Here is a 23,982-nt window from a genome sequence, read left to right on the forward strand (position 1 = left end):
CAATCCTGCGAGAACCAACGATGAACACTCTGCACAACAGAATTCGCTCGGTATTGAGAGTCATCCTGTTCGGCGGCATGCTATCGACCGCCATTTCGGCTTCGGCGGCAGGATCCGAGGACTATCTCGGCTCCATCGACTTTGTCGGTTTCAACTACGCGCCACGGGGTTGGGCCACTTGCGATGGACAACTCCTGTCCATCGCCCAGAATTCAGCGTTGTTTGCGCTGTTGGGCACCACTTACGGCGGCAATGGCCAGACCACTTTCGCCCTTCCCGATTTGCGGGGACGAGTTCCCATGCATATGGGCCAGGGGCCAGGATTATCCAACCGCATTCTCGGTGAAAATGGAGGTTCGGAAGCGGTGACTCTAAACGTCGGCCAGATGCCTGCGCACAGCCACCCCGCAACAACGACAGTTGATACGTCCGGGTTGAAAATCCGGGCAAACACCGGCCAGGCCGCCACCCCCAACCCGGCAGGGAATGCTCTGTCGTCGACCGGCCGTAATAACACCTACAACACGGCCGCGCCGGATGTCGACATGGCGGCGAATTCCGTCGGGGGTACGGCATCCGCGACAACTACCATCGGCACAAGCGGCGGCAGCCAGCCGGTCCAGATCATGCCGCCCTATCTGGTGCTCAACTGCATCGTTGCCCTTGAAGGTCTTTTTCCTTCGCGCAACTGACGTCCGATGGACAGGCGATTCGTTTTCAAGGTGCTTGCAAAAACCCCGGTTCGCCGGGGTCTTTGCTTTGTGGCCGGGTGGTTGGCCGTTTCGACATCCGTTTCTCTCGCGGCGGCCGAAGACTGGTCGGCCCAACTGAAAAAGGCCCAGGAATTGTTGGCCCGGCAGGATTATTCAAGGGCATATGCGGAATATCGGCGACACGCCGAAAAGAAAAACAACCCACTGGCTCAGTTCACCCTAGCGCTGTTTTACGATCTTGGCTGGGGCCGCCCCAAGGACGCCGCAGAGGCGTGCCGCTGGTATGAGCGCGCGGCCAAGACCAGGCTGCCAACCGCCCAGCATTTCCTGGGCGACTGCTTGGTGAAAGGCGTTAACGGTCCGACCGACCCGGCCCGCGCGGCCGTCCTCTATGAGGATGCTGCCCAGGGCGGGCACTGGATTTCCCACTGCGCGTTGGCAGAGCTATACCTCCGCGGGACAGGTGTGCCCAAGGACCCGGCCAAGGGCGTCGCGTTGTGCGAACAAGTCGCGGCTCGAGGTATCGTCAAGGCGATGTACGCGACCGCCTTGCTTTACCTGGAGAGCGACCCGGCCGTGCAAGATTCCGCCAAGGGAAGGGCCTGGCTTGAGCAGGCGGCGCAACGGGGCTATGGGGAAGCTCAATATCGGCTCGGAATGATCGAACTCGCCGGCGGCCAGCAGCCAAAAAGTCCGGAGAAAGCCCGCTACTGGTTCGAATCGGCGGCCTCACACGGTTACGGCCCGGCTTACTTCCCAACCGCAGAATTGTATTTCACGGCGCCTCGCGACCCCGCCACCGGCAATTTGGCTCCCGAATTTCTCGCCAAGACGTATATGTGGCTTTCCGCCACCCTCCGGCGGGCGCCTGGTCCTGAAGAAGTGCGACGCGCTTCCGAGATGCTGGAGCAAGTGAACGCCGTTATGCCGGAGACATGGAAGCCCGAACTTGACGAGAGATTAGCCCGCCACTTTGCCGCCTTTCCTCCCCCGTGAGGATCGCTCTTTTTGTCTATATCCTCCTTGAGTCGCCCGAGGGTAAAGCAGTCGTTCAGAAATGGCCGGTATCGGCGAAGGCGAATGACCGTTCAGGCCGGAGGCTGTGTGAAAACGCAAAAATTGAAAATCGGGTGGAGAGGTTCCGCCGAGTTTTGCCTAACGTTCCTGCCGACGTGGAGTTATCGATTCAGAATTTGCTTGTTAGTGACGGATGAATGGAGTGAATTCCATCTCGAGTCGGTTCGCTCGTGAGTTTTCACACAGCCTCGCCGAATTCCTGCCGTTGATCTGTACGAAGTGCGTGGCGGAAAGTGCGGCTCATTGCTGATGGAATCAGTCAATCCGAGCGGGAAGCGCCCACACCGAGAATTCCGCGCGCCAAGTGAACGTCCTGAGCACGCTCTCGCCTTTGTTAACCATAACGCGTTGCTAGTCGTTTTCCGGTTACAGCCATTGCCAGGCGAATTTTGGGCTAAGTACATTCCGCAAATATTTGCGGAATCTCGACAGATTGGCTTGATTGGCGGGGTTGTCCTGCAGGTTGCCTATGCCGCAAGACTTCCCTGAATGTACTTAGAGCATTTTCATACCTATTGTACGGGCACTCGCGAGTAGGTCGGGAATCCCTCCCAATCGCAAACGGCGTCTTCGGGAAGGGGCTGGCCGGCGCTCCCGGCCAGGCCGTTTGCGATTGGAAGGGTCATCCCAGCGCTCCTGGGATGACCGTTTGCGATTGGAGCGCCGAAGCCCCCCTTCCCGACGCCAGGTCCCGGCCGAACGTCTTCGTCGGAAGGGTCGCGACTAAAGCGACCGTTTGCGATTGGGAAAGGATTGCCGACCTACGAATGCTTGAATCCATTTACCCGAGCCGAAGGCGCCAACGACGTCCGCCAAGCTGGTTTTGCCGTACGAGCGCGATGAAAACGCTCTAATGCTGCCGCTTGCTTCAGATCATCGTAAGCAAATCAAGCCTGCAAACTTGCCGACAGACGACAAAATTCCTCAAGAAGCCCCATTGACAAATAAGACGACCGGTCATATTGTTCATGCCCCATGAGAAAACGAGATTCCGCCGAAGTCCGAGAAAAGCTGCTCGACCATGGCGTTATGCTTCTTATGGAGCAGGGCTACCATGGCACGGGAATCCAGGAAATCGTCGAAAGCGTCGGCATGCCGAAGGGGTCTTTCTACAACCACTTTCCCAGCAAGGAAGCCTTCAGTGCAGAGGTGGTCCAGCACTACATCGAGCCGTTCATCAAGCAACTCGACGGACACCTCAATCGCAGGAATGTCAGTGCGGAGGCGGCGCTGAAAGCCTATTTCAAAGAACTCATGGAGGAGACCGAGCGCAGAGACTTCAAAGGCGGGTGTCTGCTCGGCAACCTCATCGGAGAGATAGGCGAAACGAGCGATCTTTGTTCTACCTCGCTGCGCGACGCCGTCCACCGTTATCGCGACAAACTGAAAGAAGGTATCGCTCGCGGGCAAGCGGAAGGAAGCTTCCGAAAGGACCTGACAGCCACGTTCATGGCCGACCTGGTGCTCAATCTCTGGCAGGGCGCTTTGCTTCGCATGAAAATCGAACGTTCGGTTCAGCCCCTCAGTCAGGTCTTCGAGTTTCTCCTCGACGATTACTTCAAAGCCTGATTTTTTTGCCTGTTAATAAAACGACCGGTCATCTTGTTATTGTGTCCAAACTGAAAGAAAGGAGAACCGAGATGCTTAAAAGCATGAAATGCCATCGCTTCACCCGCGCCTCTTTACGAGTATTGAGTTTGAGCGCCCTGAGCGTCTTGGTACCGGCCACGGCAAGCGCTGAACTGCTCGCCATGCTCAACTATGAAAGCAAGGTTGGGCAGCCGAATCGCAGAGAGGGTATTGCGGTCATCGATGTGGACCCGAACTCGCCCACATTCAACCAGATTGTCAAAGATACGCCCTTGCCCCCGGATTTCGTGGCACATCACATCTATTACAACAAAGACGTGACCAAGGCATATGTCACGTCCCTCGGGCATACCGAGCTCTATGTTTACGACCTCTCGAAATTCCCCGAAGAAAAGACCGTCGTAGCCGTCCCGGATTGCAAGGTGGGAGAGGACATAACGTTCTCGGACGATCGCAAGCACTGGTATCTCAGCTGCATGGGGTCCAACAACGTCATCGTTGGCGACGCCCGGTCGGATAAGCCGATTGCAACGATCGGGAACGACGGAGCTAGCGACAAGTTCATAAAGTATCCCCACGGCGTGATGCTCAATGACGAGCTCGACCGCATCTTCGTGACAAGCACGGTCAACCCCAATGATCTGAACGATGCCGGCGAGACGGTCTCCGTCATACAAGCGTCTACCCGGAAAATTCTTTCGACCCACAAGCTTTCGTATAAACCCTCGCCTTCCGGGGAAGCGCCGGTCGAAATTGCCTTCATCCCCCCATCGCAAGCCCCAGATAGCCTACATAAACAATATGAATGGCGGAGCCTTGTGGACTGCGACCTGGCGTTCGGAGACCGAGGACTTCAGATTTCAGAGGGTATTTGACTTCGCGGAAACCGGCCAAAGTCTCCCGCTGGAAATGGGCTTCAACGAGGAAGTCGACCGCCTCTATATCACTACAGCCAAGCCCGGCGCTTTCAACATTTTCGACATCGCCGATCCTTATAAGCCGAAACTGCTGTCGACGATCCCGACTGCCGGCGGCGCGCACCACTTCGTGCTCTCGCCCGATCATCGCTACGCCATCGTTCAGAACAGCTTCATCAATTTGCCGGAGATGGACGACGGTTCGGTGAGCGTTATCGACTTGCACCAGAACAAGGTGGTCGCGACGGTCGATGTCCTCAAGAAGGCTGGCCTAACGCCGAACTGCATCATCGCGATGCCCAATTGGTATAAGAGCGATCACTGAGACGAATACGACGCAACTCTATGCGGATGGCCTATTCCGGGGAATATGACCGCTAAGCAGACGCGGACATCCGAATGAGGTTTAACCGGGGAGAGCCGTGGGTTTTCCCCGTTCCATACGGGTAGGCGAGGAGAGGAGGGACATCGGGGAGCAGTCCTCGCGCGCCGACACATGCCGGAATTCGAGAACTGCCCCCATTCACCTGCGGAGGAAGAGATCGACCGTCAAGGCCGCAAACCATGGGCGCGCCTGATTCGCCTTCAGCGGGATTGCGGAGGCGAGCTCGGCGCAGCGGACCGGTCGCCGTTTCTTTTCAGAAAATCCGGGAGCGCGGAGGTGTCTTCCCAAAACAGCAAACCGGACAAGGGCCTGATCGGCTGGGGGTCTGAGGCCATGAGACCCGGAATCCAGTCCGCGGGAATGGCATAGTGTCCGGTCTTGCCGCCCGCGGAGAAGAATGTGGCGAGACCGACCAGGCGGCCGTCCTGGTCGAATATCCCGCTGCCGCTCGCGCCCTGGACGAAACCCGCGGTGGTTTCGATGACCAAGCTGCCGTCATAGGGATGCAAGCGTTCGACACGGCCCTCGGCGAAAGCGATGCCGATAGCTCGGGGATAACCGTACATATAGATCGTTTCGCCGACGGAAAGTACCGATGTGGTGCCCAGACTCGCAACCGGTAGCGACATTCCCGGCGCTTCAAGAATGCACAAATCGTGTTTCAAATCGGCGCGCTGGCTGGCTGCGCGATAGCGTAAAGCGCCTTTCCCGACGACGATCGAATCGGCGTGCCGCGTGACATGGCAGTTGGTCGCCACGCGATCGTAATCGACGACGACACCGGAGCCGACAAAAGCCCTGCCGTCCCTTGGATAGGCCTGGACCTGAACGACGCTGAGCGCAAGCGTGTGATTCACTTCTGCCGCCCAGGCGATGTTTAACATCCAAGGTCCGAGCACGGTAACGATTAATGTGATCTGGCGCATGGGTTTCTTCCTGTTTCCCAGTACTCCGAAGGGAGCCTTTCTGTTTCGAACGTTCGAGCGTACCGGAAGTTTATACGGTTTCCTTTGCCTTTATATCGCCAACGGTTCCCGTGACGGCGACGCGGAAATCGCGTGATTTGGCTCCGAACAGGGGACGATCGTGGCTGCGCTGTTCCGGCGTTGCGTTTCACTGAATGTGGGCTGCGACATCGTTACGCGCTTCGGCATATGCCGGCAAGCTGCCACTCCCTCGCCGGAGGCGCACCAGCAAGTAGCCCGGATGAAACGCAGTGGAATCCGGGAGACTCGAGGCACCGATCGTCCCGGATTCCGCAAAGCTCCATCCGGGCTACGCCGGCTTCACTAAAAGACGGGAAGCGGGGGGGGGGGGGGCGAAAGAATGCTTGACCAAATAATGAGAATCATTATCATTCGCATCATGGAGGATGCGTCATCATGGGTTCCATAACTCCCCCGTTGAACGAGAAAGACAGCGTCAGGCTTCGAATCAGCGTCGACAAGCTCTCTGAGCTCATTGAAACAGGGAGCCTTTGTGCGACCGATTTTTCCTGTCTCGATCACCAATCCAAAACCACGATACAGGGCTTATTCCTGCGGTTCTGTCTGCATGGATGTCACGCGCATCGAAACGTGCGGGTTGGCCGACCGCCACCCATGACCGATTCGCCCAGTTGAGTGCCGGTCCCGGCAGACCTCGGAAACCGTTCGACCGACGTGTTCCGAGCGAAGGTGAGGGCTTGGGGGAATGGTCGAGCGTGATCGCCCGCAAATGTCCGGGACACGACCAACTTTGGCCAAAGCCGGGGCCATTGCGATAGAGATCGAGATTTGCGCCCGCTTTTACACATGAACGCCCGTGCGTTCCATAACTTGAGGAGAGACCCGTGCAACGAAAAGCTTGTAATACCGAAACCTTGGCCCGGAGCGAAGTCTGCTCGGTCGAGTACTGCCGGAGCTGCGCCGTGTTCCATGTCAATGTCGGCCCCGTCACGGTGCATTTCCGGCCGTCCACTTTCCGAATGTTGTGCACTACGCTGAACGCAGCACTCGCCCGATTTCGACACGTTCGTCCGGTATTGTCGTCCCGTACCGCAAATCAAGACGAGATCATCGATCGTAGTCCGTGAGGAGCAAGCAAACAATCAATACGAAGTAGCACGGGCGGCGAGAGGAGCGCCATGGACGAAACGATGAGCGGAGTAGGGGCGACTTGGGCGGACGCATCCGTGCTGGAAGGCGTTCGGCGGTAGAGAGCCGAGCCAATGCAGCAGACCGGCACGGACTTCGGCGCCGCCGTCATACACCACGTTCAGCGAACAAGTCCGGCGATTGGTCCGGACCGTCCTCACCCCGTCCAGATCCGAGACACGGGCTTCGAACTCATCGACGGCGAAACAAGGATGCGCAAGCCGGGCGAGCCGCAGCCGAAACCGCCGGTAGGTATTTTCAAGAACTTCTAGGTGACACGACAATGAAGCTTGAACACGACTCATCTTCGCCCGGAGCGGGCGTCATCGAACTGGCGGATGAGGACCGTCGCCGACTGCGAGACGCTTTCCGCCAGCTCGAATATCCCAGCTTTGCCGCCCATCTGGCCCACGCCGTCGGCACTCCCGTCGACAAGGGGCTCAAGCTGATACCGCCGCGCTGGCATCGTCGCTTCTCCGGACACTTGCAGGCGGGCATCGGCCGGCTTCTGGAAGCCGCGGTCACCCGCCTCGGGCAGGGGCAGCCTCGCAACGAACGCTTCTACCGTCGCATGGCGCGGAGCACGGGCGCGATTGGCGGATTGTTCGGCGGTTCCGCATTGCTGGTGGAACTGCCGCTCACCACGTTGATCATGCTCGCGGCCATCGCCGAAATCGCCCGCAGCGAACGCGAGGATTTGAACCGGCCGGAAACCCGTCTGGCCTGTCTCGAAGTTTTCGCTCTGGGGGGACGCTCGAAGGCCGATGATGCCGCCGATACCGGTTATTACGGCTTGCGCCTGGCTCTCGAAGCCGCCGTCAAACAGGCGTCACGCCACATCGCCGAACAGGGCTTGAGCCGGAACGGAGCGCCGGCCATCAGCCGCATGATAGTCATCGTATCCGAGCGTTTCGGACTGATACTGTCGGAGAAAGCCGCCGCGGAAATGCTGCCCTTGGCCGGCGCGGTCGGCGGCGCCTTCATCAACGACTTGTTCGTCCGGCATTTTCAGAGCATGGCCCGCAGCCATTTCGTCATGCGCCGGCTGGAACGCCGCTACGGGAGGCATTACATCGAGGCCGAGTATCGGAAGCTGAAATCGGTTCGGCATGAGCGCCGGGCAGACCCGCCGGCCATGATGGCGCGGTCCGCATGATGCTAATGAGGACGATTCTCGGAAAATGGTCAAGCATTCCTTCTCGCGCCCACTTTCCGGTCTTTTGGCAGAGCCTATCCCGGTAAGCCGTTCGCGCTGAGCCTGTCGAAGGGCCTGTCCTGAGCGGAGTCGAAGGGTTTTGGGACCTACTGAATTCGTTCTACCGGGACCACGTTAGGTGCACCTGAACAGGGTCAAATCGCAAGCCCGCCTGCGGTATCCGATCCGGCGATCAAGGTAACGGCAACCGTTTTTTCGCCGAGTATCATCGGAACCTGTCGATCTTCCGTTGTATGCCCGTTTGGGTTATTCACTCTCGGTGCTCACGAGGACCAGTTTTCGGCCGTTCCGGTCATCCGGTCTGACCAAAATCCGCCGTTCAGGAATGCTGCTTTCTTCAGAGGCGGGGGAGTAGTCCGTGACCGAAGCGGACTGTCGCAAGCAAGTCAAGTTATCGACCGCCGCCACACTGTTACATACCTGTCCATGCCTCAATTTAGTCTGTGCTATCTGGGCTTCATTGCGCACTGAATTCCGCATCTTTTATCCTTTCGCCAGCATACTACCGGCGACATCGCCTCCGGTCGCTGCGAAATAGGTGGTGCCACTTGCTCACAGGATATACGACAACGTGCTGACAGCAGTCGAACTCTCCAAGCGATACTCCGGTCGGCCGGTCATAGACGGCTGGTCGTACGAATGGCCCAAGCCGGGCGTCCATCTGATCGCGGGTGCGAACGGCGTGGGTAAATCGACTCTCCTCGGCATGCTCGCGGGCGCCCTGGTTCCCGATGCCGGTGAAGTTTGGATCCGCGGCGTGAGCCTTAAGGCCCGACCGGCCCGCGCCCTCCGTTGCTTGGCTTATTGCCCGGCGGATTGTCCGGTCTTCCCCTTTCTGACTGGTGAGGAGTGGCTGGCCTTCGTCGGTTCTGTTCGGGGCGGCTGGGATACCGAGACCTTGGATCAGCTGACCGAATCGTTTCGGCTACACGCGTATTTGAAGACGAACTTCGGCCACATGTCGTTGGGTACGGCAAGGAAGTTTCTGTTGCTTGGCACTGTCGCCGCGGAGGCGGATGTCCTCATCTTGGACGAGCCGAGCAACGCGCTCGACGCCGCCTCGCTTGCGGCCTTGCAGGCGACGCTCCGGCGCCTGGCCAAGACGCGGCTGATCCTGATGTCTTGCCACGAGACCTCGCGGCATGCGGCCTTCGGCATACGGCCTGAAAACACCGTGACATTGACTTGAGAGGCTGTCACGTGTCTCGCCATCCACCGTTGGAAGTGTCCCGATCGCGCCTGTTTTTCCGCCTGCTCGGCTGGCGCTTGCGCCATTACGCCGACGCGACCCTGAAGCTTTTGCTCCGCCGCTGGCAATCTGTGCTCTTCGCACTTTTAGTCGTTTCGCCAGCCGCCACGCCACTTGCCGCACAAATCGACGCCGTCGGGATGCCGGTACGCAAGATTGTGGAAGGCGGCAGTCCGGCTTACGCGCTGACCGCCTGGCTGACCCTGTCACTGCTGGCCATCGCCTGGGCGGCCGTGCAAGCCGATGCCTTGCGAGGAGGCGCGCCCTGGCGATATCTGCGCACGCTGCCTGGGCTGTCTCGCTTCGAGACCGGGCTCGACCTGACGCTGCTGCTAATTGCCGATCTCCCCCTGCTATTGCCCTTCGTCGCCTACGGGATCACTCTGCTCGGACCCGCCCGCAGTGGCGGTCTGGAGCATGGACTGCTGGCCTTGGCCCTCGGTACCCAATGGCCCATCGTGCAGCAACTCGTACTGCGTGGATCGTGGGCCGCATTGCTAGTCGCTGCAAGTGCGCTGATCGCCATGCTGGCTTTGTGCGTCGACGGGGCACGCGAATTTGCCTTTGTCCTGCTCACGGGGGGACCGATCGCGGCCTTCCGCTTGCGCAGGCGCCTGACGGGAGTGATGAAGACCGGATCTTGGCGGATCGGAAGCAGAATCGGCCAGCATCTACACCCTGTGGTAAACCTTGCGGCCATGGACGCGCTGGCATTGATGCAATGGAGCCAGTTGCCGGCGCGAGTGGCGCTGCTGGCTTATGCGGGTATTCTTGGCTGGTTCGGGACCGGCTGGGAGGCTGTCGGATTTCAACCGCAGGTGGCGGTAGGCCTGCTGCTGGCGGGATTCGTTCCGCTGATATTCCAGGTGGCTGGACTGGCGTTGACCCTGCGTGCCGAGCGCGCGCCCATGCGCCCCCTGCTGGCATCGTTGGGGATAGGAACAGCCGCCACGTTCGTGGCCGACCTGCTGGTATTGGTAGCGGCGTTCTGTCTGCTCGCGTTCCTGCCTGTCGCCAAGCTTTACCCGCTCGCAGGTTCCTACGCCTTCCTGATACTACCCTTGGGAAGCACGGCAGTCGCCGTGACGCTCGCTCTTTACTCGACTATCGACGCAACGCGGTTCTGGCCCAAGTTGGTCACCGCAGCGGCGTTTTGGCTGGCGGCATGGCGGGTGGTCATGTTTCATTAGGAGCATCGGTTCGGGACCTGATACGGGCTGGAAGACCTTCATATCGAGATTCTCGAAGACCGCACGGTCCTCTACGGTCTTACCGCAAAGGCAGTCGACCGGATCGATCGCCAGTTCGAAGACACTCCATAAAGCAGCCGTTCGAACGATATTGTTGAATAACGACGAACGGCGGGTATGGCCGAATACTGAACAGATATCGGGATCAGCCTAACAGGCTCCAATTGGCCGGCTACTGCCAGTGGTGCGGTCTGTCAGCTGGCATTCGGGTATATGTTGGCTTTCAGTTTCGCCGAAAGGCCATTCCGTACCCGATGGGGACTGTGGCACCGTGTATCCAAGGTCTGCATACGATAGTGGAGCGGAGGGGGCCAGCAGAGAAATGACTACGTGACCGACCCTCCAATGGCCTACGAACCCTATGATCTCCACGATTTAAGAAAACATGGAGGCTGAATTTATTCGTGCCGCTATCGTCGAATTAAACGGGTGATGTGTGAAAGCCCGCAGTGAGCGATTCAGAAGGAGAGTAATTCATATGGGCGGCTACTGCTCGGTGAGCCGCAGTTGTTCAGTTATTAATCAGGCCCGTAAATACCCTCCTGGTATTTACGGGCCGCCGCCCAGGCCGGTACACGCCCGGCCTGGGCTCACGCGGCTTGTCGCCGCGCCGGAGCATCCCTGCCCCGGATTAACCCGGCCTATATTTATAGGCCGGGTTAATAATGCTCGGTCTCGGTACATGGTAGTCCCTTTAGAAACTCATGGAGTTCCTTATGAAAAACCTACTCACCGCAACTTCACTATCCATTCTTGCTGTACTGTCGAGTCAGGTTGAAGCGCGAACTATCGTTTCAGCCGACACTCGCTGCTTTCAAATCGGCGATGTCATACCCGGTGGTTGGGATAGAACGCTGAAAATCAAAATGCAACAGGCGCTCAGTGATAAACCCGGTCAAATTGTCCATGTCGATGCGCTGGAGCTGGGGTTCAAGGCCACCAACCCCCCGATTCAGTATGCCAACCAATTGACGGGCTCGGCCACGATTGCCCCGCCCAACGATCAGCTACCTGGCGGCGACCAACTTCAGATCAGCTTGGTGGGGACCAGCTATGGCAACAGGGAGGATATCAGCAAAAATGGCGTGTTCAGTTTTGATTATGCGCTCAGGCTTGACCCCAAAACCCTTGCTGGGCCAATAACCGGTTATCAGATATTCACCCCCTTCAGTAACGGGCAAATTGATGCGCCTATCTCTCAGGCTCCGCTGGATACGCAACTGCAACCCATATCGTGCGAGGGCCGATAGCTGAATTCGGTATGCTGGTCTTGCATTGACGGCCGCCCGACGAGCAACCCTCAAAATCGATAACGATTACGCATGGGCCGCTCGCACTCGGGGGAAGGGGCGAGATTCACAAGGGCAAGAAAGCGGAATCGAGCAGGGTGGCCACGGCAGCCGGTTTTCGGCCTGAGCGGCCATTCGACCTAACGAATGTCTGCCGTTCTCGAATGGCTGCTTGAGTCAGATCCGATAGATCTTCGACAGGATTTTCATGGGGTTAAGGCTTAACGTGGAGGTAACCGGCGCGGAGTCGCATCGCGGCGGAGGGTCCGGTTGACCGACGTGTTATGCGGGTTCATAGCTTTCGCGCCTCCTCCCACAAACGTTCCTTCCCCACCTTCTGATACCAACCCTCAAACTCGGCCCGATGTTGCTGCCAGGGTTCCGAAAGCGGCCGGCGTGGATCTTTGCTGAGGGAGTACGCCATGCCTTCGATGAACCATTCCGGGCCAAGCCATAGTGTGAGAGCACCAAGCTGCTCTGCCTGAAGGTGGTGGACCATCTCATGGCGCACGTAATATGGTGTCCAACCTCTCGGACTGATGACTATTCCAAAGTTCCCGACGGTGCTTGCGGAAGCCTTTATGAACCCAAAAGACCGGAAGCAATCCTCCGTAGAACAGAATACAACGCGTGGATTGTGTTGAAATGGACCAACAGCCGAGGCGACGAAACGTAGAGCTCCCTCGTACAATTCGGATGCTTCCCGATACCGCAATGCATTATCGATACAGATCCTGGAGCTGACACAAGAGATATCGCCGGCCCATTCGGGCGCCAAGACCCGTATCGGCTTGAACATCGCCCATGCGATAGCAGGACTTGCTAGCAAACAGACGATCAGCGATGGTTTCAAGATCTGTCGCGGCACTCTATTTTTTCTCCTCGATAATTGCCCTCAGTGCGGCATTGAGTTCAGTTCCGGCCCACTCAGCGGGCCTGAGATTGAAAGGCCCTCCGGTAGATCGTTTAACGCGCATATCCGCAAGTACAGATCCCGATTGTACAGAGAGAGTCCTGATGCGAAAGTCCGCTTCGCTCGAACCAGCCCACAAGAACGGAAGTGAGTACGTAACAAATATCCGCGGGGTCAACTCTTCGATGCGCACCAAAATGACGGTATCAACGCCTTCCTCGGAAAACTTCGACAACAACTCCGACTCCGGCCTGCCGGACCAGTCTGAAACCTGCCTGATGCCGCCAGGAGCTGCAATACTTCCACAGGGAATTTCCCGGAACGCCCTCTCAATCTCTTCCAATGCCATTTGTTCACGTTTCTCAGGCTCCTTTTGATCATTCCGCCATGCCATTTCCGGCAAAATGGCAACGTGGCCGAGCGAGACTCCCCGTTTACCGCAAACTGCTTTGTCCCCGCCTGCGTGATAGGTTTGCATGGTCGTGCTGGCGCAACCAGAAATCATGAGCCCGACGAAAAAGCTGAACAGAATGCCGTTACGTTTCATGTTGCCTCTTGTGAACTGCGATGCATAACGCCGCTCATAACCGGCAGCAAAAAGTGGCGCAACGAAGGAGCGGCGCTTTTTACCGTCCGAGTTGATGGGATTGTCGTGCGTCGTCTTTTGGCTTTGGGTTATCGATTTTGACGCCAAAATTCGCAACCCTCCGGGCGTTAAATTCGCTCCCTTTGGCAATTCGTTGCAGGGCTTCTGTGGCTTTGCCTGCAATTTGTTTATCCCGCTCCGATGCATTACCAAGTAGCCCGGATGGAGCGCAGTGGAATCCGGGAGACTCGATGCACCACTCGTCCCGGATTCCGTAAAGCTCCATCCGGGCTACGCTGGCTTTCATCCTCGGCATCTAAATATATCAATGATTCGTCCGCAGCACCTGCGTTAGTCTGTCACTACAGCAAGCCCGATTCTTACATCAAATTCGCAATGGCGAAGCCGCTTCCTGAATGTCCTGTTCTTTAGGGGAGCAATCTGAGAGGTGTAGCATGCGAACACATCGATTGCCATCACTCTGGCCCATCGCTTGTTTTCTCATGAGCCTGGCGGGCCACGCCGCGGATGCGTCAGCATCGCCATCCGATCCTCTAACGTCGTCTAGCGTTGTCGAACAGGGTCAAGGCCAGCCGGCCTCTGGTGAAGTCCAGGAGGGCGGGATTGCCCCAATGCAGAGTCTCACTGCCTTATTGCCGTGGCCGGGCGAATTCGCGCTGCGGACTTACAAAGGCTTTTATGTGACCGCGCTCGATGGGGGAGGAAGAATAGCCGAACCTGTCCTCCTGACGACCCCGACGACAGCCGGGCCCTGGGAAAAGTTCACGTTTGCCGTGACTTACCCCGACACGCCTCATGACAAGAGCATTCAGACGTCCCGCGGCTATTATTTGACTGCGCTGAACGGAGGGGGCTTGACGGGTGGCGCTTTTCATACCGACGCGACGCAAGCCCTAGACTGGGAGCGGTTTCGGCTGCTCGACCTGAGCGTCGGCAACTTCGCGCCGAGTTATTATGCGATCAATACGATAAAGGGGTTTTATGTCACGGCAGTCGGGGCCGGCGGCAAATCCGCAGATGCCTTTCATACCGATGCGACGCAGATCCAAAATTGGGAAAAATTTCGGATCGTCAAGTGCGGCGACGTGGGATCGGGATTCGAGTATGGCATTCTGACCGCGGACGGCACATTTCTGTCCGCCGAGTTGCCAGGAGGCCGGTCATCGCAAGGGGACATAATAATAGTCGGACGGGCAGAACCGGAGTCGAGATTTAAATTCATCCGACAAAGCGACGGCTCTCATGCTCTGCAGACTTCCAATGGCGTGACCTTCGTTACCGCCCTCGGTGGTGGGGGACTCGTGCAAAAATATATCGACTGCGACCCGGGCTTTCCAGGCGCATGCATCAGTACCACATCGACCATCTTCCACACCGATGCGACACAAGTCCTAGCCTGGGAGAAATTCCGGATCATCGATCAGGGCAACTGCACCTATGCGCTTCAAACCTCGAGCGGGTTCAATGTGGGAATCTACCGAGACTCAGCTGGACACACCTTGCTCACCACCCGCCGCGACGGCGTATCGACATCGAACGAATTGTTCCAGCTAATAGTGTACGGCTTGGCTTCACCAGTGGTCCTGCAATGAGAGGGCTACACGCCCGCATAAGTACTATTACCCCGGCCTATAAACAAACATGAGCCGGGTTAATTCGGGGTGGGGATGCCCCACTCGGCGACAAGCCGCGTCAGTCAAGGCCGGCCGTGTACCGGCCTTGGCCTCGGCCCGAAGTGCCAGGAAGGGATCGACGGGCCTGATTCACAATTAACAACATCTATCGGCAGATAGGCGCGCCCAAGATTTTCCGCGACTGCAGACAGCCGCTTCCCCCGTATCCGGAGTCGAGCGCCGTTTAGCGAGTTGGGCGGGAGTAGGCCGGCGTCGATGTTGCCGATGCCAAGCCCATTAAGGGTGGGAATCCATTCCCGACGATGCAACTGGAGCAACGGGTTGCCGACTTACGACCGTAGCATCCTGTAGGTCGGGAATCCTTTCCCGACGCCATGTCCCGGCCGCGCGTTTTCGTCGGCAAAGGATTGCCGACCTACAAATGGCTACAAATGGCTGAAGCAATTCACTCGAACCGAAGGCGCTAACGATGTTCGCCAAGCCTTTTTTGTAAAGCCCAGAATTCAAGCTGCCAAGTCGACGACCGGCGCCCTGGGTCGGTCCAGTGCCCGCGCGAGGAAGGCGGCGATTCGCTGCCAGTGGACCCGAAGGGTCACGTCGTCGTAGTTTTCCGGTCGGCCGTGGAGGTCGAGGACGATCGCATCGCCGCGGGCCATGAAGCCCGCCGCCAGGTCTTCCACCGGCCCGGCCGCGAGAGTCCGGGTGTTTGCGCGGCAAGGGCCGAACCGGCTCGGCGGCTCGAAGGGCGTCGTTGGTTCCGCAAACCCGCGCGCAACGGCCAGCGGCGTAGCGTAGCGCCTGCTCGTGATCCTCGCGCGAGAAATCGGCGAGTGCGTCGCCGATCAGAAAAGGCTGGATGTCGAGCATGAAGGCTTCCGCCGCGGTCATCAGGCAGCCGATGTGGGCGTACACTCCGTAGATCAGCAACTGGTCGCGGCCCGTTCCGCGCAGCCGCGCTTCCAGGTCGGAGCGCTTGAACGCGCTGTAGCGCCATTTGGTCGGCACGGTGTCGCCGGGCTGGGGCGCGACCGCGTCCACAACGCGCGTCGATTCGGGCCGGTCGGGAATGCCGTCGCCCCAGAAATCGTTCAGCAAGGCACGGTCCTCTGGCGCCTGCCCGCCGGGCTGCGCGGTGTAGAACACCGGAATGCCGGCCTTTCGGGCCGCAGCGATCAGGCGGGCGCAGCGGTCCAGAAGCTCCTGAATGGGCGGCTGTGCGGGATCGTAGAAATCCAGGAAATACCCACATCGGATTTGTCGAACGAAACCCTGGATATGCACGGGCCATCGAATCATTGAAGGAAGAACTGGAAGCCGTCGACTGGTACAACCAGCGGGTCGATGCCTGCAAGGACCCCACCTTTTCCAAGGAGCTCCGCGATTACTTGTTCACGGATAAGCCTTTGGCGCACGAATAACGGTCATCGAGCGATTTCTCGATGGCAATCGGGTCGGGGTCGCGGGACATCGTCCGTTACCCTCGACCGAATCGCCGGACGACGTGGTGTTCGGACAGGGCCAGCTCCGTTGCCGGTATTTGGCGCGGACGATCAAAACTTCAGAATGGCGTTTGCAAAGACCGTGTTGTATTCGTAGTCGGCAAACACCCGGCTGGAGCTACGGTGTCCTTTCTCGTAGACGATATTCAGCTGGCCGTGATCGGCAAAGTCGTAGGAAACCGATAATCGGCCGGTTAGGATCGTGTCTTCGTCAGTCTTCGCATCGATGCGTAATTTCGGGTCGCCGGCGTACTGCCACTCTTCCCAGCTAAATTTCGCTTGCAAGTCGATCTTTGGCGTTACCGACCACGTGGGGCTGACGCTCACGCCTTTAGTGACGACATAGCTGGCCGCGATATCCGAGGTTCTGTTCAACAAATCTCCCCAACCCGACAAGGTAATCACGGTTTTTCCTGTCGGTGTCCATTGATAATTGAGCCGCCATGCCTCGCCTTGATAATCCCGTTGTGAAAATTGCTTATGATTGCGGATGCGATAGCCGATGCGTCCCTCTACCAGCGATTTTCCGGTAATCTGCCATTTGTAGAGTGCACTGAATTCATGTTCCTGGTAGCGGTTATCGATCAGCGCGGACAAAACCCGCTCCCGATTCGGCAGGCTGGCATCCGTGTGTGTGTACTGAATGCCGATCGTATTCTCGTCGGGAGATTTATAGTGCAGCCCGATGATGCCGGTATCGCTGGTCAGATCCAGAAACCTACGCTGGGGCGCCTCATGCTCGCTGTTCAGCCACCGGTATTGTCCGTTCAATCTCCATCGTGGATTGAACTTGTAATTAACATCGACCAAGGCCGTATTGTCCGTGATGAGATCCCTTCCGAAAAACCCCGTGTTGGTAAAACCTCCCAAATACTGCCTGTAGCCATAGCCGAGTATTCCGCCGAAGGAAGTTCCCGCTTGCCATTTCCATGTCCCTTTTGCCAGGGACGATACATGGTTAAGCTCATCGTGGTTGGCGTAACGATTGTCGTCGACCTTTCCCTCGAGCTGAAACTCCTGCCGGCTCACCGGAATATAGGTTCTGAGCCCCGCGGAAAGCCGGTTGATCAAGTCCCAGCGTTCCGATTCGTTTATCGGTGCGTTCTGATTGGTCTTGCTCGGGCGACGGAAAAGATTGTCATCGTAGGTCAGCGTCTCCGATAAATAAGGCTGAAAAGTGTCAGTAGGATCGGCGACGCCGAAAGAGGCTTCCGTCCACACCAAAAACGCGAGGGAAATAATAGTTTCCGCTTTGGGCTTATACATGAACCGCTGATGCTTGCGTCTTGAACGTAGCGCTTTCAAATGCTTGCGCAAACCTTTTGTATCAGCCTATGCGGCGAGACTTTCCGTACCGCCGAATTCCGATAGCGACTAGCCCGATCGTGTTATGGCTATACACAACGGCACGCCTTTAGCGAAAGAGGACCGGCAAAATGTCATCGATCCGCTTTGCACGAAAATAAGACCGCGCCGCCGCGCGGCTCTCCGAGTCTGCGATACGGCCTGCGGCCGCAGAGCTCAGGCCGTCGAGGATCGCGGACGCGAATCCGGATTCATCTTTGCTGACTCGGAAGCAATTCTTGACCTCATCAGGAAGTCCAGCCAAGCCCTGAGGCGTACTGATCAATTCGGCGGGGGAAAAAAGCATTTCGACGGACTTGATATTGACTCCGCTACCCGCAAAGACAGGGTTGATCAAGATCTGCGCATCGCGCAATATCGAGACGGCGTCTGGCGGATTTTCGATCAGTGTGACTTCGGGGCGCGCAGCGAGCGCCGCTCGTATCTGATCCGAAGGCTGGCTGCCGGCGATGAACAGGCGCAGGCCGGGCCGTGCATCGAGAAGCCGCGGCGCCACCTTCTCCAGAAACCAAACCAAGCCCTGGACGTTATTGGGCATGAACAGGTTTCCGAGATAGCCGACGTCGAATCGGGGGGGACCTTCCCGCGGCGCACTGAGGCGTCCCGCAAAAGATTCGTCCACCAGCGGCGGCAGCCAATATCCGGACGTAAACCCGAGCTTCTCCCAATATCTAAGGTCATCGACGGAGATATCGAAGAACGCGGAACTCTCCCTGAGAATTCCGTGCTCGTAACGGCGCAGGTTGAACAGGCTGAGTGTCCACTGAAACCGTTCTCGCGCCGTTCGGGCGATTCTGGCCTGATGTAGTGTGTACCGATGTTCGATGTTGTGAGAGCGGTAGAACAACGGCAGTTTCAGCTCGTGCGCCAGACCGCGCGCCACCTCGCCACCATAGACGGCGTCCAGCCAGATTGCCTGGCTGTCGAATGCGCGCTGCGCCTCCAGCAGGGAACGAAACTCGGCGGGCCTCAATCTACGGGAGGCCACTCGCCAAGGCAGCCGCCACAGGTGGACAGTTCGCTTGATGCGCGAACGCCAGGTTCGTTCAAACGGAAAGACGTACAGATCCTCCACGACCTCCCGCACCTTGTCGAGATGTTCCGGTCGCAGCGCGCCGGCGGCTCCGCCGCCCCAGCAGACGAGTTGGACGCGGACGCCCGCCGATTTCATGGCGCAGAGCCGGCGCCACACGTCGACCAGACCACCATGTCCGGGAGGGAAAGGCAGCTCGTTACAGATCATCGTGATGCGCATCGGTTGGTCCTTATCTTGCTCTGCGCGCTTTGTGTACGGATGCCTGTGGCGAAGCTAGCGGGTGGAACACCAGCTTGAATTTCGTCTCCGTTGCCATGGCTTCGAGGTAGATGCCCCGGCGGGTGTACGGCGCGGCGGAATCGGGGACGGTGCCCACAAACACCCGCTGCAGCTCGGCGCCGGCGATCGCCAGGGCAAACCGGCGGCCGGCGCAGTCGAGCGTGCCGCTCCAAGTGCCCGCCGCCGCATAGGCGGTCCAGTCCTTCCAGTGGCGGAAGGCCGTCGCATTCGGCAGCGATGCCCCTTCCGCGACAGACGGCCGGTCGGAGGTCACGGCACAGGGTGTGTTCATGACGACACCGATCGCGTGCGGCGTGTCCGAGCCGGTGGTCACCCCCACCTGATCGATAAAGTCGCCGGCGCCGATGGCGAGCCGCCGGGTTGCGGTTACGCCCGGACGATAGCTCGGATGGGACACCGCCGCGAACGAGCCGTCCGGCGCGACCTCATCGAGCTGTCCCTCGGACGGCCAGGGATTTTGCCCGTCGCCGTCGACCAGCGGCACGTTGTGCGCCGGTGCCCGGCTGAAATAGCCCTTGTGCAGCGGCGAGCCGTAGCCGACCGTGCCGGCGTCTTTGAGAAGCCAGGTGTCGCCGTATTGCAGTTCATAAGTGAGGGCTTCCTGCTGGGCATGAAACCGGGCTTTCTGGCCATAGCGCAACAGGGCATGCCAGCCGTTCTTCACGAGCTGAACCGCATCGAGACCCGGCACCGGTCCCGACGCCAGGTCGGGCAGTACCGGCATCGAATCGACCGGCTTGGGCGGATCGAGCAGGGTGTCCCAGCTCAGCTGGCCCTTCGCTTCGTCCAGCCCGAGCCAGGTCGGCAACACCCGGCGGGAGGCCGCCCACAACTTGCGGTTCGGCGCCTTGCGATTAGGCGGCGAATCGTTGAGGGTCGGGGCGTCTTCATTGGCAAAGCGCACGGTCACCGGAGAAATCATCAGGTTCTGCGCGATCCAGAGTTCCCGGGCGAACTCGGCCAGCCGCCCGCGCAGGGACGCGCCGACCAGCAGCTCCACCAAGGCCTGGACCGTATACTCCTGATAGGACAGGGAGTGCTCGTACCAGAACCAGTCCGGCGACACACCGGTCGCGAGGAGCGACGGAAGACCTAAGGCCGAATGCTTGCCGAAGCCGATCAACTCGGGTTGTTCGAACTCGAGTCCGATCAGCGTCACGGCCGCGGCATGCCAGACGGCGATGTTGTGGACCTCGCGCGACGACGCCATCACATTGGCCGCCAACGGCAGGAACAGCCCCTCGCGCCAGTGGTCGGCGCGGGCCGCCGGGACATGGGGTTTCAGCAGCCGGACCGCTTCGATCAACACCAGGGCGCGGGTCGCTTCGTCCAGACTCTGATTCATCAGCTGGGCTCGGCCGTTCCAGCTCTGCAACGGGAAGCCGCGGTAGGCGTCGGCGTAGAAATCGAGCTGCGAAGCCGCCCAATCCAAGTAGCGCGTATCGCCGGTCAGGCGGAACAGTCGGGCGGCGTCCAGCACGCGGTCGATGTTGTAGATCCGATTGTGGGCGATCCAGGCGGCGCGCAGCTTTTCGTGGCCGGGCTGGTCGGGCGGTATCGGCTGATCGGGGGTCCAGTGGAGAAAGGCGCCCGTCTTTAAATTCACGTAATTGTGCAGCCAGCCCGCGGCCCATTCCGGGTGATCGCGGGGTGTGGCCATCCACTTCGTGACCCGACTGGTTCGCTCCTGCAACCAAGCCGTCCAGCGAGGATCCTGTGCCACGCGCTGGCGGGCCGCGTCCCAGTACTCACGGGCGGCACGGGCCGGTGCATAGTCGTCTTCACCCGCTTTCAAGGCGGTAAAGGCGGCTTTGATGGTGTCGTTGCCGGGCAGGGCTGGGGCCTTGGACGCCGGTTCAGTTTTGCCGGCGGCTATAGGTTCGAGGACTGCTCCTGCCAGCATCAACGCCACCCCGCTCCATAATCGCAGATCTCTCATCGTTGTCCCCTTATCGTCATGGATTAGAAAACACGGCATCGGATGACGCGTTGGGAGCTACTTCCTTCGCCAGGAAGGGCTCGATATTGAGCAAGGCACGTTGTTCAACCCCGGGCCAAGAATCCGCAACCCGGGAGGCGAGGGCTTCGCGAGATGAAATCAGTTCGTCGATCAGCGGTGCCAGGCGGGAAGGATCAAGAATCGACTCGGGCGACACCGCCAGATGTCCGGGAAGTTCGAAATGTCGAAAGAGTCCTTCGAATTTGCCTTGATAAGTGACGGCGACGATGGGCACACCCTGGCCGAGCGCCGCGACCGCCAAATGCATCCGTCCGGTAAAAACGGCGTCCGTTAGGCCGGCGATCGCCTTTAGCTCCTTTGCGGAGAAATGATTCTTCCAGTAGCGAATTCGCTCGCCCAACTCGTCCTGAAGACCTTCGAAAATCGGTCCGAGCATGGCTTCATCGCCTAGCGGGCCACCACGAAAATCGTGCGAGATGAACAGATAACTCACATCATTCCGCGCCGCGACGTCGCGCAGTGCTGCTACCGAGGCACTGATCATCGCCGAGCGTAGGGATTGATCGCCTTCCTTGATCAGCATCGGGTGGAGATTGAAACCCACCACGGTACAGCCCTTCGCCCGCTGCGAATCGGCCCAAAGACGAACAACCTCCACTCGGTCGCTGAACGAGGGCCGTAACAGAAAGGCCGCATCGGCGACTAGCCTCGAATTAGCCTGGGAGACTCCTTTAAAGCGTTCGAGAGAAACTTCGTCCCGGACGGAAACGACGAAACGCTGATCGAGGGAGCCAAGGCAGCGCCGCAAACGCGAGGACGGTTTCTCGTTGAACGAAAATCCCAGAGTCGCGCTTCGTTTTCCGAGCCGCGCAGCCATATCGCCGACCACCCACAGGCGCAGAGCGGTCAGCGGAGTGTAGTATCCGTCCATCACATCGCCACCGACGATCACCAGTCCTTCATAGCGGGACATGGTCTGGATCAGCCGGCGCAGCGACCACTTGGGATTTGCCCAGACCGGTTCGAGGCGTACGCCGAGATCTGCCAGTGTCTCGGGAACTTGGTCATGGTAAGTCAGCAGCCCGAATTGGCAGACGGGATTGAATGCGCGGATCCGCTCAACGAACGCCGTGATCATGGCCTCGTCACCCTTGGAGCCGGCAACCGTATCCGGATCGCAGGGAGCGATCAGAATCGAGTTACAGGCTTCGAGCAGATCCGGATAGGACGGATTGACCAATTGCCCCTTTTCGCGCCGCCATTCCCGATACAGCATCGGCACCCGCAAGAACTCTCTCAGGCGGCCTCGAACCCCCTTCGCTCGAACGTTCTTGATCTCAATCGGCTTTTGGGGCTTATCGGAACCTTGTTCAGTCATCCACGCCTCATTGATTTGATGGTTTGTATTGATTCGATCAGATGGCGGCGGCCGAGAAGCGCAATTCCCATGGCGTAGACCGTTATTCCGGCGGCAAGCTTCACGGCGAGGTCCGACAGCTGATTCAGGCCGAAATCGGAGAGTGCGGGGCCGATCGCTCCGACGGCGAAAAACATCATCGCCGCCGAAAGGGCGAACGGAATAACGCACCGCAGGATTCTGCGAATGGATACGCCCAGGTACCTTCTTCCGAGATAAAAGCTCACGGGCGTCGCGACGAGTTGCGCCAGCACGTAAATCTTGACGGTTATGTCCAGGCCTTGCCCTTTGGTCGCCACCAGGGCGGCGCCGGTAGCCGCCGCCTTGACGATGGCGATCGCTAGCGCTGTAGCGGACCGGCCGATGGCGTTCAGTCCTGATGCGTTGTAGTACTGGAGCGTCTGAACGGCCCCGAGGAGGGCGAGCGGAGCCAGAATGTCCGCGGTGTCGGCCCATTTGGCGCCGAATACCGTCATGCAAAGCTCCGAGGCGACCGCGGAGACGAGCACGAAGCACGGCATCGCCAGGGCGGCGGTCGCGGTCATGGCGCGGTAATAGGCCTGGGCCAGTCGTTCTCGCTCCCCGGCGATCCGCGAGAAGCCCGAATGGGCCACGTCCATGACCACCGAACTGAGGAGCTGCATCATGATGGTGTAGATGCGGGAACCGACGGCATAAAACCCGAGTGTGGCGGCGCCGAGCCACGCGCCTATGGCGAGCTCGATGGCGCGGGTATTGGCGAAATCCAGCAGGCGCATGCCGAGGACATTGCTTCCGTAGCGGAGGAGTTGACCGAACCCGACGAAACTGAACTTCAGTCCGGGCTTCCAGACCGGCTTGAGCCAGAGCAATATCAGATTGACCGAGGTACTGGTCAGAAACTGTCCGACCAGACTCCACACGCCGAAGCCGGCGAGCGCCAGCCCGACACCCACCGCGCCGCTAACGACGGTCGCGGCCACGGTTCTGAGGGCCAGCCAGCGGTACTGGAAATTTCGCCGGAACAGGGCCTGCTGGCAGAACCCGAGTGAACTGATCAGTATTCCGAGGCACGACACTCGCAAAATTTCGGTCAGGCGCTCGATGCCCATTACCGAGGCGATGAGCGGTGCCCCCAGCCAGGTCGCCGTAACCAAAAGAGCTGCCACGATAAAATTGGCCACGAAAACCGTATTCAACTCTCGCGGCCCTATCGTGGGACGTTGCACGACCGCGTCGGCTAGGCCCTGTTCCGCAATGATCTCGATAAAGGCGAGCACCGCGATGGCGGCGGCGAATACGCCGAATTCATCCGGCGACAGAATTCGAGCAAGCAGGAAAAATACGGCGATGGTCGCCAGTCGTCCGCCCCAGTTACGGACGGCCGACCAGATCAATCCGGACAGAACCTTATTGCCCAGCGAAGGCGTGGTGCTGCTCATGCTTTACGC

Annotated in this window: 21 protein-coding genes; 13 read left to right on the forward strand and 8 right to left on the reverse strand. The window is 58.9% G+C overall.

The window, feature by feature from the left end; all coding sequences use genetic code 11:
- Positions 1-20: 20 nt before the first annotated feature.
- The 5 genes from JOD69_RS08285 to JOD69_RS24580 all read left to right on the forward strand — a co-directional run bounded on the left by JOD69_RS08285 (position 21) and on the right by JOD69_RS24580 (position 4,622).
- Positions 21-692, forward strand: a complete 672-nt coding sequence (locus tag JOD69_RS08285; protein ID WP_240502412.1) for a tail fiber protein — start codon at positions 21-23, stop codon at positions 690-692.
- Positions 693-698: 6 nt separating this feature from the next.
- Positions 699-1,709 carry a tetratricopeptide repeat protein gene (locus tag JOD69_RS08290; RefSeq protein WP_210023878.1) on the forward strand — a complete coding sequence of 337 codons (1,011 nt, stop codon included), beginning with the start codon at positions 699-701 and terminating at the stop codon, positions 1,707-1,709.
- Positions 1,710-2,765: 1,056 nt separating this feature from the next.
- Entirely contained in the window at positions 2,766-3,359 is a 594-nt protein-coding gene (locus tag JOD69_RS08295) for a TetR/AcrR family transcriptional regulator (protein ID WP_210023879.1), read from the forward strand.
- A 5-nt stretch (positions 3,360-3,364) separates the two neighbouring features.
- Positions 3,365-4,255 carry a hypothetical protein gene (locus JOD69_RS08300; RefSeq protein ID WP_245245520.1) on the forward strand — a complete coding sequence of 297 codons (891 nt, stop codon included), beginning with the start codon at positions 3,365-3,367 and terminating at the stop codon, positions 4,253-4,255.
- Positions 4,256-4,289: 34 nt separating this feature from the next.
- Positions 4,290-4,622 carry a hypothetical protein gene (locus JOD69_RS24580; protein WP_245245521.1) on the forward strand — a complete coding sequence of 111 codons (333 nt, stop codon included), beginning with the start codon at positions 4,290-4,292 and terminating at the stop codon, positions 4,620-4,622.
- A 260-nt stretch (positions 4,623-4,882) separates the two neighbouring features.
- On the opposite strand, the gene JOD69_RS08305 is transcribed toward JOD69_RS24580, so the two are convergent.
- The gene (locus JOD69_RS08305) at positions 4,883-5,608 is read right to left on the reverse strand and encodes a serine protease (RefSeq protein WP_077728905.1); all 726 of its coding nucleotides are present in this window, start codon (positions 5,606-5,608) and stop codon (positions 4,883-4,885) included.
- 905 nt (positions 5,609-6,513) lie between these two features.
- Between JOD69_RS08305 and JOD69_RS08310 the strand changes: the two genes are divergently transcribed.
- From JOD69_RS08310 to JOD69_RS08335, 6 genes are all read left to right on the forward strand, one after another.
- The gene (locus JOD69_RS08310; RefSeq protein ID WP_143735077.1) at positions 6,514-6,756 is read left to right on the forward strand and encodes a hypothetical protein; all 243 of its coding nucleotides are present in this window, start codon (positions 6,514-6,516) and stop codon (positions 6,754-6,756) included.
- Positions 6,757-6,891: 135 nt separating this feature from the next.
- A complete protein-coding gene (locus JOD69_RS08315) occupies positions 6,892-7,089 on the forward strand; it encodes a hypothetical protein (RefSeq protein WP_086133405.1) in 198 nt (65 codons plus the stop codon).
- An 11-nt stretch (positions 7,090-7,100) separates the two neighbouring features.
- On the forward strand, positions 7,101-7,973 hold the full coding sequence (locus tag JOD69_RS08320) for an EcsC family protein (protein WP_086133404.1): 873 nt from the start codon (positions 7,101-7,103) through the stop codon (positions 7,971-7,973).
- A gap of 631 nt (positions 7,974-8,604) precedes the next feature.
- Entirely contained in the window at positions 8,605-9,222 is a 618-nt protein-coding gene (locus JOD69_RS08325) for an ATP-binding cassette domain-containing protein (protein WP_210023880.1), read from the forward strand.
- An 11-nt stretch (positions 9,223-9,233) separates the two neighbouring features.
- Entirely contained in the window at positions 9,234-10,472 is a 1,239-nt protein-coding gene (locus tag JOD69_RS08330) for a hypothetical protein (RefSeq protein ID WP_210023881.1), read from the forward strand.
- A gap of 776 nt (positions 10,473-11,248) precedes the next feature.
- Positions 11,249-11,782, forward strand: coding sequence for a hypothetical protein (locus JOD69_RS08335; RefSeq protein ID WP_077728911.1), 534 nt, complete (start codon positions 11,249-11,251; stop codon positions 11,780-11,782).
- 908 nt (positions 11,783-12,690) lie between these two features.
- Here JOD69_RS08335 and JOD69_RS08340 read toward each other — a convergent pair.
- Positions 12,691-13,503 carry a hypothetical protein gene (locus JOD69_RS08340; protein WP_133719237.1) on the reverse strand — a complete coding sequence of 271 codons (813 nt, stop codon included), beginning with the start codon at positions 13,501-13,503 and terminating at the stop codon, positions 12,691-12,693.
- 449 nt (positions 13,504-13,952) lie between these two features.
- On the opposite strand from JOD69_RS08340, the gene JOD69_RS08345 reads away from it, so the two are divergent.
- Positions 13,953-14,933 carry a hypothetical protein gene (locus tag JOD69_RS08345; RefSeq protein ID WP_210023882.1) on the forward strand — a complete coding sequence of 327 codons (981 nt, stop codon included), beginning with the start codon at positions 13,953-13,955 and terminating at the stop codon, positions 14,931-14,933.
- 318 nt (positions 14,934-15,251) lie between these two features.
- Here JOD69_RS08345 and JOD69_RS25005 read toward each other — a convergent pair whose 3' ends face one another.
- Positions 15,252-16,271 (reverse strand): isochorismatase family protein, encoded by a 1,020-nt coding sequence (locus JOD69_RS25005; RefSeq protein WP_280858896.1) that lies wholly within the window; start codon positions 16,269-16,271, stop codon positions 15,252-15,254.
- On the opposite strand from JOD69_RS25005, the gene JOD69_RS25010 reads away from it, so the two are divergent.
- Positions 16,271-16,393, forward strand: coding sequence for a hypothetical protein (locus tag JOD69_RS25010; protein ID WP_276205341.1), 123 nt, complete (start codon positions 16,271-16,273; stop codon positions 16,391-16,393). The two genes, JOD69_RS25005 and JOD69_RS25010, sit on opposite strands and share 1 nt — an antisense overlap.
- 132 nt (positions 16,394-16,525) lie before the next feature.
- Here the strand turns inward: JOD69_RS25010 and epsL are convergent, their stop codons facing one another.
- The 5 genes from epsL to JOD69_RS08375 form a co-directional block, all read right to left on the reverse strand.
- The gene (gene epsL / locus JOD69_RS08355) at positions 16,526-17,740 is read right to left on the reverse strand and encodes an XrtB/PEP-CTERM-associated polysaccharide biosynthesis outer membrane protein EpsL (RefSeq protein WP_210023884.1); all 1,215 of its coding nucleotides are present in this window, start codon (positions 17,738-17,740) and stop codon (positions 16,526-16,528) included.
- 148 nt (positions 17,741-17,888) lie between these two features.
- The gene (locus JOD69_RS08360; protein WP_156882019.1) at positions 17,889-19,094 is read right to left on the reverse strand and encodes a glycosyltransferase; all 1,206 of its coding nucleotides are present in this window, start codon (positions 19,092-19,094) and stop codon (positions 17,889-17,891) included.
- A 10-nt stretch (positions 19,095-19,104) separates the two neighbouring features.
- Positions 19,105-21,114, reverse strand: a complete 2,010-nt coding sequence (locus JOD69_RS08365) for a heparinase II/III family protein (protein ID WP_210023885.1) — start codon at positions 21,112-21,114, stop codon at positions 19,105-19,107.
- A gap of 16 nt (positions 21,115-21,130) precedes the next feature.
- Complete coding sequence (locus tag JOD69_RS08370; protein ID WP_210023886.1) at positions 21,131-22,513, reverse strand: polysaccharide pyruvyl transferase family protein; 1,383 nt, start codon at positions 22,511-22,513, stop codon at positions 21,131-21,133.
- Positions 22,510-23,973 (reverse strand): lipopolysaccharide biosynthesis protein, encoded by a 1,464-nt coding sequence (locus JOD69_RS08375; RefSeq protein WP_077730531.1) that lies wholly within the window; start codon positions 23,971-23,973, stop codon positions 22,510-22,512. Before JOD69_RS08375 ends, JOD69_RS08370 begins: the two co-directional genes overlap by 4 nt.
- Positions 23,974-23,982: the final 9 nt, after the last annotated feature.

It is taken from the genome of Methylocaldum sp. RMAD-M (assembly GCF_017832375.1).
Lineage (GTDB): Bacteria > Pseudomonadota > Gammaproteobacteria > Methylococcales > Methylococcaceae > Methylocaldum.

Coding starts and splice junctions, on each gene's coding strand:
- JOD69_RS08285 (WP_240502412.1), top strand. CDS start 21: ATGAACACTCTGCACAACAGAATTCGCTCGGTATTGAGAGTCATCCTG.
- JOD69_RS08290 (WP_210023878.1), top strand. CDS start 699: ATGGACAGGCGATTCGTTTTCAAGGTGCTTGCAAAAACCCCGGTTCGC.
- JOD69_RS08295 (WP_210023879.1), top strand. CDS start 2,766: ATGAGAAAACGAGATTCCGCCGAAGTCCGAGAAAAGCTGCTCGACCAT.
- JOD69_RS24580 (WP_245245521.1), top strand. CDS start 4,290: ATGGGCTTCAACGAGGAAGTCGACCGCCTCTATATCACTACAGCCAAG.
- JOD69_RS08305 (WP_077728905.1), bottom strand. CDS start 5,608: ATGCGCCAGATCACATTAATCGTTACCGTGCTCGGACCTTGGATGTTA.
- JOD69_RS08315 (WP_086133405.1), top strand. CDS start 6,892: ATGCAGCAGACCGGCACGGACTTCGGCGCCGCCGTCATACACCACGTT.
- JOD69_RS08320 (WP_086133404.1), top strand. CDS start 7,101: ATGAAGCTTGAACACGACTCATCTTCGCCCGGAGCGGGCGTCATCGAA.
- JOD69_RS08335 (WP_077728911.1), top strand. CDS start 11,249: ATGAAAAACCTACTCACCGCAACTTCACTATCCATTCTTGCTGTACTG.
- JOD69_RS08345 (WP_210023882.1), top strand. CDS start 13,953: ATGCAGAGTCTCACTGCCTTATTGCCGTGGCCGGGCGAATTCGCGCTG.
- JOD69_RS25005 (WP_280858896.1), bottom strand. CDS start 16,271: ATGATTCGATGGCCCGTGCATATCCAGGGTTTCGTTCGACAAATCCGA.
- epsL (WP_210023884.1), bottom strand. CDS start 17,740: ATGTATAAGCCCAAAGCGGAAACTATTATTTCCCTCGCGTTTTTGGTG.
- JOD69_RS08360 (WP_156882019.1), bottom strand. CDS start 19,094: ATGCGCATCACGATGATCTGTAACGAGCTGCCTTTCCCTCCCGGACAT.
- JOD69_RS08365 (WP_210023885.1), bottom strand. CDS start 21,114: ATGAGAGATCTGCGATTATGGAGCGGGGTGGCGTTGATGCTGGCAGGA.
- JOD69_RS08370 (WP_210023886.1), bottom strand. CDS start 22,513: ATGACTGAACAAGGTTCCGATAAGCCCCAAAAGCCGATTGAGATCAAG.
- JOD69_RS08375 (WP_077730531.1), bottom strand. CDS start 23,973: ATGAGCAGCACCACGCCTTCGCTGGGCAATAAGGTTCTGTCCGGATTG.